The sequence below is a fragment of the Escherichia sp. WS3063 genome (assembly GCF_046486595.1).
In the GTDB taxonomy this organism is placed as follows: Bacteria; Pseudomonadota; Gammaproteobacteria; order Enterobacterales; family Enterobacteriaceae; genus Escherichia; species Escherichia coli.
The window spans coordinates 158,068-165,627 of record NZ_JBJQKY010000010.1 but is presented as its reverse complement, the minus strand read 5'-3'; the positions used below and the strand labels follow the sequence as shown (position 1 = coordinate 165,627).

Genomic DNA, 7,560 nt, shown 5'->3' with positions numbered 1-7,560 from the left:
TACTAAAGCCATATCAAGTAAGAGATGGTGCATCCGGGAGGATTCGAACCTCCGACCGCTCGGTTCGTAGCCGAGTACTCTATCCAGCTGAGCTACGGATGCATCGGGAAATTTATTTTACTGCTGATATTGATACCGCTACTAAAGCCATATCAAGTAAGAGATGGTGCATCCGGGAGGATTCGAACCTCCGACCGCTCGGTTCGTAGCCGAGTACTCTATCCAGCTGAGCTACGGATGCATCGGGAAACTTACTTTACTGCAGATTTTTTGATACCGCCACTAAAGCCGTATCAAGTAAGAGATGGTGCATCCGGGAGGATTCGAACCTCCGACCGCTCGGTTCGTAGCCGAGTACTCTATCCAGCTGAGCTACGGATGCAAATGGCGGTGAGGCGGGGATTCGAACCCCGGATGCAGCTTTTGACCGCATACTCCCTTAGCAGGGGAGCGCCTTCAGCCTCTCGGCCACCTCACCACACGCCTCTTACGAGTGCTTCGAAGAACTTGTTTATCGCTCATCGTCGCTGCGTGGCGCACATATTACTTTCTGAGACTTATAAGTCAAACAATTTTTCCCACACTTTTATCGTTTGCACACTTCACGCTCAATTAGTCTGTAAAAACGTCAAAAAGAGTGTTTTATCAACAGAAAAACGGAGGTCTGACAGATAGCAGTAATGCAAAAAAATGGAGACTTAAGTTGAATGAACGGGAGTAAAGCGAAAAGACAATGGAGTGAAAGAGAAATTTTGAGGGTGCGTCTCACCGATAAAGATGAGACGCGGAAAGATTAGTAACTGGACTGCTGGGATTTTTCAGCCTGGATACGCTGGTAGATCTCTTCACGGTGAACAGAAACTTCCTTCGGGGCATTTACGCCAATACGTACCTGGTTGCCCTTTACCCCTAAAACTGTCACGGTGACCTCATCCCCAATCATGAGGGTCTCACCAACTCGACGAGTCAGAATCAGCATTCTTTGCTCCTTGAAAGATTAAAAGAGTCGGGTCTCTCTGTATCCCGGCATTATCCATCATATAACGCCAAAAAGTAAGCAATGACAAACACATTACATCTAAGCAGTCATGGCATTACATTCTGTTAAACCTAAGTTTAGCCGATATACACAACTTCAACCTGACTTTATCGTTGTCGATAGCGTTAATGCGAATGCCGTGAAGCGAGTCCACGGCATTGCCTGACGCTTATATTATTGCAATTTCGCGCTGACCCAGCCTTTCACACTGGCTAACGCTGCAGGTAAGGCCGCAGCATCCGTACCACCGGCTTGCGCCATGTCAGGACGTCCACCACCCTTGCCGCCCACCTGCTGAGCGACCATACCAATCAGCTCCCCTGCTTTCACACGATCTGTGACGTCCTTAGATACGCCTGCAATCAGAGAAACCTTACCTTCGACTACCGTTGCCAGCACGATAATTGTCGACCCCAGCTGATTTTTTAAATCGTCAACCATGGTACGCAACATTTTCGGCTCAACACCGCTAAGCTCGCTAACCAACAGCTTAACACCATTAACATCAATTGCCTTACTGGAAAGATTTGCGCTCTCCTGTGCGGCAGCTTGTTCTTTAAGCTGTTGTAACTCTTTTTCCAACTGACGCGTACGTTCCAGTACTGAACGCACTTTATCAGCCAGATTATTGCTATCGCCTTTCAGCAGATGCGCGACTTCGCTTAAGCGATCACTGTCTGCATGAACGGTGGCGATAGCGCCTTCTCCGGTTACCGCTTCGATACGACGAACGCCTGCAGCAGTACCCGATTCAGAGATGATGCGGAACAGACCAATATCACCAGTGCGGCTGGCGTGAGTACCGCCACACAACTCGGTGGAGAAATCGCCCATGCTCAGCACGCGTACGCGCTCATCATACTTCTCGCCGAACAGCGCCATCGCACCTTTCGCTTTCGCCGCTTCGAGATCCATGATGTTGGTTTCGATCGGCAAGTTACGGCGAATCTGTGCGTTCACCAGGTCTTCGACCGCACGAATCTCTTCCGGTTTCATCGCTTCGTTGTGTGAGAAGTCGAAGCGCAGCACTTTGTCGTTAACCAGTGAACCTTTCTGCGATACATGAGTACCCAGAACCTGGCGCAGCGCCGCGTGCATCAGGTGCGTTGCGGAGTGATTCAGACGAATACGGGCGCGACGAGCTTCATCAACATCAGCCTGCACCGCGTCGCCCACTTTCAGAGAACCCGCAGCAAGTTTACCGATGTGACCAATCGCCTGGCCGTATTTCTGCGTATCTTCCACCGCAAAGGAGAAGTTAGCGCCTTTCAGTTCGCCTTTATCACCAACCTGACCGCCGGATTCCGCATAGAATGGCGTTTGATCCAGCACGACCACAGCTTCCTGGCCTGCATTGATGGCATCAACCGCTTTACCATCAACAAACAGCGCGGTCACTTTGCCGTTCAGTTCCAGATGGTCATAGCCTTTAAATTCAGATGCACTGTCAACACGGATCATTGCGTTGTAATCGGCACCAAAGCCGCTGGCTTCGCGCGCACGACGACGCTGCTCTTCCATTGCTGCTTCAAATCCAGCTTCGTCAACTTTGATGTTGCGCTCACGACAAACATCAGCCGTCAGGTCAACCGGGAAGCCATAGGTGTCGTACAGACGGAAAGCAGTTTCACCATCCAGCGTATCACCAGAAAGTTTTGCCAGCTCTTCGTCCAGCAGCGCCAGACCGCGCTCCAGAGTACGGGCAAACTGCTCTTCTTCAGTCTTCAGCACCTGCTCAACCTGCGCCTGCTGGCGTTTCAGGTCTTCACCCGCAGAGCCCATAACGTCGATCAGCGGACCAACCAGTTTGTAGAAGAAGGTTTCTTTCGCGCCGAGCATATTACCGTGACGCACTGCGCGACGAATGATACGACGCAGTACATAACCACGGTTTTCATTGGACGGCATTACGCCATCCGCGATCAGGAACGCACAAGAACGAATGTGGTCTGCGATTACGCGCAGCGATTTATTGCTCAGATCGGTCGCGCCAGTGACTTTCGCTACCGCCTGGATCAACGTGCGGAACAGGTCGATGTCATAGTTAGAGTTAACGTGTTGCAGCACCGCAGCAATACGCTCCAGACCCATACCGGTATCTACAGACGGCTTCGGCAGCGGTTCCATCGTGCCATCGGCCTGGCGGTTGAACTGCATGAAGACGATGTTCCAGATCTCAATGTAGCGGTCGCCGTCTTCTTCCGGACTTCCCGGAGGGCCACCCCAAATGTGGTCGCCGTGATCGTAGAAGATTTCGGTGCACGGGCCGCACGGACCAGTGTCACCCATCTGCCAGAAGTTGTCAGATGCGTATGGCGCACCTTTGTTATCGCCGATGCGAATAATACGTTCGCGCGGGATCCCTACTTCTTTTTCCCAGATTTCGTAGGCTTCGTCGTCGCTTTCATAGACGGTAACCCACAGACGCTCTTTCGGCAGGGCAAACCATTTTTCACTGGTCAGCAGTTCCCATGCAAACTGAATGGCATCGTGTTTGAAATAGTCGCCGAAGCTGAAGTTGCCCAGCATTTCGAAGAAGGTATGGTGACGCGCGGTGTAACCGACGTTTTCCAGGTCGTTGTGTTTACCACCCGCACGCACGCAGCGTTGGGAAGTGGTAGCGCGGGAATAATTACGCTTGTCGAGCCCAAGGAACACATCCTTGAACTGGTTCATCCCGGCGTTGGTAAACAACAAAGTTGGGTCGTTATGGGGTACCAGGGAGCTGCTGGCAACTACCTGATGTCCCTTACTATGGAAAAAGTCGAGAAACGCCTGACGGATCTCAGCGGTGCTCTTGCTCATAATTATCCTGAAATCAAGCTAACGAAATATCGCTACCAGCCGTTGCGTGTCGTTAACCGCCCGGCTGGTAACTGAAAAGTGGGAATAAGATAAGTTTTCTTGACTGGGAAGTAAAATCCCGTATGCGTTCAGTCGGCAAAATTTCGCCAAATATCCTGGATATCTTCCATCAGATAGCCACGATAGAGCAGAAAACGCTGGATCTTAACTTTTTCTGAAAAGACAGTTGGCAAAGGTTCGCCATATTTTCGCGTCGCCTGATCGCGCGCCAGTGCGCACCAGTCGATGTCACATTCACGCATCGCTTTTTCTGTCGCTTCGCGGGAAATACCTTTCTGATTCAGTTCCTGACGAATACGCGCAGGTCCATAACCTTTGCGGCTACGGCTGGCGATAAAGCGCGCAACAAATCGGCTGTCATCGAGATAGCCATGTTCATGGCACCAGGCAATAACACGCTCGTAATCTTCTGCCGTGGCATCAATCTCTTCCGGGCCATTTTTGCCCATAATCGGTGCCGCGAGTTTACGTCGCAGTTCTTGCTCACTGTGATCGCGCACCGCCAGAATGCGTACCGCACGATCCAACAGGCGAGCATATGCCGGGCGACGGGATGTTGATTCTGTCATGGCATATCCTTACAACTTAAAAAAGCAAAAGGGCCGCAGATGCGACCCTTGTGTATCAAACAAGACGATTAAAAATCTTCGTTAGTTTCTGCTACGCCTTCGCTGTCATCTACAGAGAAATCCGGCGTTGAGTTCGGGTTGCTCAGCAGCAACTCACGTACTTTCTTCTCGATCTCTTTCGCGGTTTCCGGGTTGTCTTTCAGCCAGGCAGTCGCATTCGCTTTACCCTGACCGATCTTCTCACCTTTGTAGCTGTACCACGCGCCTGCTTTCTCGATCAGCTTCTCTTTCACGCCCAGGTCAACCAGCTCGCCGTAGAAGTTGATACCTTCGCCGTAGAGGATCTGGAATTCAGCCTGTTTAAACGGCGCAGCGATTTTGTTCTTCACCACTTTCACGCGGGTTTCGCTACCCACCACGTTTTCGCCCTCTTTCACCGCGCCGATACGACGGATGTCGAGACGAACAGAGGCGTAGAATTTCAGCGCGTTACCACCGGTAGTGGTTTCCGGGTTACCGAACATCACACCAATTTTCATACGGATCTGGTTGATGAAGATCAGCAGCGTGTTGGACTGCTTCAGGTTACCCGCCAGCTTACGCATCGCCTGGCTCATCATACGTGCCGCAAGGCCCATGTGAGAGTCGCCGATTTCGCCTTCGATTTCCGCTTTCGGCGTCAGTGCCGCCACGGAGTCAACGACGATAACGTCTACTGCGCCAGAACGCGCCAGGGCGTCACAGATTTCCAGTGCCTGCTCGCCGGTGTCCGGCTGGGAGCACAGCAGGTTGTCGATATCGACGCCCAGTTTACGTGCGTAGATTGGGTCCAGCGCGTGTTCAGCATCGATAAACGCACAAGTTTTACCTTCGCGCTGGGCTGCGGCGATCACCTGCAACGTCAGCGTGGTTTTACCGGAAGATTCCGGTCCGTAGATTTCGACGATACGGCCCATCGGCAGACCACCTGCCCCAAGCGCGATATCCAGTGAAAGCGAACCGGTAGAGATGGTTTCCACATCCATGGAACGGTCTTCACCCAGGCGCATGATGGAGCCTTTACCAAATTGTTTCTCAATCTGGCCCAGTGCTGCCGCCAACGCTTTCTGTTTGTTTTCGTCGATAGCCATTTTTACTCCTGTCATGCCGGGTAATACCGGATAGTCAATATGTTCTGTTGAAGCAATTATACTGTATGCTCATACAGTATCAAGTGTTTTGTAGAAATTGTTGCCACAAGGTCTGCAATGCATACGCAGTAGCCTGACGACGCACCGCATCACGGTCACCGCTGAAGCATTCCCGGCGGGTAATACCTTCGCCGCGGGCGGTGGCAAAAGCAAACCAGACGGTGCCGACAGGCTTCTCTTCACTGCCGCCATCCGGCCCGGCGATACCACTAATAGACACGGCGTAATCAGCACGAGCCGCTTTCAGTGCGCCTATCGCCATTTCCACCACGACAGGTTCGCTCACCGCACCATGCTGCGCCAGCGTCTCTTCGCGTACACCGATCATTTGCGCTTTTGCTTCGTTACTGTAGGTGACAAATCCGCGTTCAAACCAGGCGGAACTGCCGGCAATATCGGTAATCACTTTCGCTACCCAACCGCCGGTACAAGACTCAGCAGTTGTTACGGTTGCGCCACGGGCTTTCAGCGCCTGCCCAACCTGTTCGCTTAACTGCATCAGTTCACTGTCAGTCATCACAACCTCTGTCAGTCAAAAATTTATGCCGGACAAGATAGCACTTTCGTCAGGAAGATGGTGTTGGCGTTGCAATTTTACGAGGAGGATTCAGAAAAAAGCTGATTAGCCAGAGGGAAGCTCACGCTCCCCTCTTGCAAATAGTTACTGCACGCGCGCCAGCGCCACGGCTTGTCCTAACTGCCAGACCGCCATTGCGTAATGGGTGCTGTGGTTATAACGGGTAATGGTGTAGAAGTTCGGCAGACCGTACCAGTACTGGTAACCTGTTCCAACATCCAGACGCAGCAGGCTGGCTTGTTGATGGTTGCCCAGCGGCTGCTGTGGCGTTAAACCTGCCGCGGCAAGCTGCGAAATGCTGTACTTGGTTTTGAAGCCATTTGGCAAGCCTGGAGCCTGACCGTTTGCCATTACCGCGACCTGATCGCCTTTCACCCAGCCGTGCGCTTTGAAATAGTTCGCCACACTACCAATGGCATCAACCGGATCCCACAGGTTGATATGCCCGTCGCCGCTGAAATCTACCGCATATTGTTTGTAAGACGACGGCATAAACTGTCCGTAGCCCATCGCCCCGGCAAAGGAACCTTTCAGATTGAGCGGATCGTCCTGCTCATCGCGCGCCATCAGCAGGAAAGTTTCCAGCTCGCCAGAGAAATACTCCGCGCGGCGTGGGTAGTTAAATGACAGCGTTGCCAGCGCATCGAGGATACGGGTTTTCCCCATCACGCGCCCCCAGCGGGTTTCAACGCCGATAATCCCGACGATAATTTCCGGCGGTACGCCATACACCTGCCACGCGCGATTCAACGCATCTTCATACTGATTCCAGAAAACCACACCATTCTGCACGTTGTCCGGCGTAATAAATTTTTTGCGATAACGCAGCCATGCGCCGTTCGGACCTGATGGCGGTTTCACCGATGTGGTTGGTGCCTGGTTATCCATCAGCCGCAGTACCGAATCCAGACGTTTCGCCTGGGAGAGAATTTCCTGCAACTGCTGACGATCGAAACCGTGTTTGTTCACCATTTTGTCGATGAACTGCTGGGCATTCGGGTTATTGGCGAAGTCACCGCCCATCTGCATCACATTGTGCTGCGGCTCAAGCAGGAAGCCGCCAGACGGCGTTCCGGTGGTCGTTTCAGTCTCAGTAGGTTTTGGCTTGCTGCTACAGGCGGCAAGCAACACAAAAAGGGGAAGCAATGTTACATAACGACGCTTGAACATGAGGGGTCCATTTAACAGATTCAACCAGGGGCAAGTATGGTAAAGCATCACGCCCCGCACAAGGAAGCGGTAGTCACTGCCCGATACGGACTTTACATAACTCAACTCATTCTCCTCGCTATCCTTTTATTCAAACTTTCAAATTAAAAT

General features: G+C 52.1%; 6 protein-coding genes and 4 tRNA genes. All 10 read right to left on the bottom strand.

What is annotated here, in order from left to right:
• Positions 1-25 precede the first annotated feature (25 nt).
• Positions 26-102: transfer RNA gene (locus ACJHYW_RS12685), tRNA-Arg, on the bottom strand.
• Positions 103-164: 62 nt separating this feature from the next.
• A tRNA-Arg gene (locus tag ACJHYW_RS12680) sits at positions 165-241 on the bottom strand.
• 64 nt (positions 242-305) lie between these two features.
• A tRNA-Arg gene (locus tag ACJHYW_RS12675) sits at positions 306-382 on the bottom strand.
• 3 nt (positions 383-385) lie between these two features.
• Positions 386-478: transfer RNA gene (locus ACJHYW_RS12670), tRNA-Ser, on the bottom strand.
• A 315-nt stretch (positions 479-793) separates the two neighbouring features.
• On the bottom strand, positions 794-979 hold the full coding sequence (gene csrA / locus ACJHYW_RS12665; protein WP_000906486.1) for a carbon storage regulator CsrA: 186 nt from the start codon (positions 977-979) through the stop codon (positions 794-796).
• 234 nt (positions 980-1,213) lie between these two features.
• Entirely contained in the window at positions 1,214-3,844 is a 2,631-nt protein-coding gene (gene alaS, locus ACJHYW_RS12660) for an alanine--tRNA ligase (RefSeq protein WP_000047171.1), read from the bottom strand.
• Between the two features lie 128 nt (positions 3,845-3,972).
• Positions 3,973-4,473: a recombination regulator RecX gene (recX, locus tag ACJHYW_RS12655; RefSeq protein WP_000140506.1), complete on the bottom strand. Its 501-nt coding sequence runs from the start codon at positions 4,471-4,473 to the stop codon at positions 3,973-3,975.
• A gap of 68 nt (positions 4,474-4,541) precedes the next feature.
• Positions 4,542-5,603 carry a recombinase RecA gene (gene recA, locus ACJHYW_RS12650; RefSeq protein ID WP_000963143.1) on the bottom strand — a complete coding sequence of 354 codons (1,062 nt, stop codon included), beginning with the start codon at positions 5,601-5,603 and terminating at the stop codon, positions 4,542-4,544.
• A gap of 79 nt (positions 5,604-5,682) precedes the next feature.
• Positions 5,683-6,180, bottom strand: coding sequence for a nicotinamide-nucleotide amidase (gene pncC, locus ACJHYW_RS12645; RefSeq protein ID WP_000132231.1), 498 nt, complete (start codon positions 6,178-6,180; stop codon positions 5,683-5,685).
• Positions 6,181-6,324: 144 nt separating this feature from the next.
• Positions 6,325-7,410, bottom strand: a complete 1,086-nt coding sequence (gene mltB, locus ACJHYW_RS12640; protein ID WP_001328874.1) for a lytic murein transglycosylase B — start codon at positions 7,408-7,410, stop codon at positions 6,325-6,327.
• Positions 7,411-7,560 lie beyond the last annotated feature (150 nt).

Excerpts from the sequence above, each read along its gene's own strand:
- mltB (WP_001328874.1), bottom strand. The coding sequence starts at position 7,410 with ATGTTCAAGCGTCGTTATGTAACATTGCTTCCCCTTTTTGTGTTGCTT.
- alaS (WP_000047171.1), bottom strand. The coding sequence starts at position 3,844 with ATGAGCAAGAGCACCGCTGAGATCCGTCAGGCGTTTCTCGACTTTTTC.
- recA (WP_000963143.1), bottom strand. The coding sequence starts at position 5,603 with ATGGCTATCGACGAAAACAAACAGAAAGCGTTGGCGGCAGCACTGGGC.
- csrA (WP_000906486.1), bottom strand. The coding sequence starts at position 979 with ATGCTGATTCTGACTCGTCGAGTTGGTGAGACCCTCATGATTGGGGAT.
- pncC (WP_000132231.1), bottom strand. The coding sequence starts at position 6,180 with ATGACTGACAGTGAACTGATGCAGTTAAGCGAACAGGTTGGGCAGGCG.
- recX (WP_000140506.1), bottom strand. The coding sequence starts at position 4,473 with ATGACAGAATCAACATCCCGTCGCCCGGCATATGCTCGCCTGTTGGAT.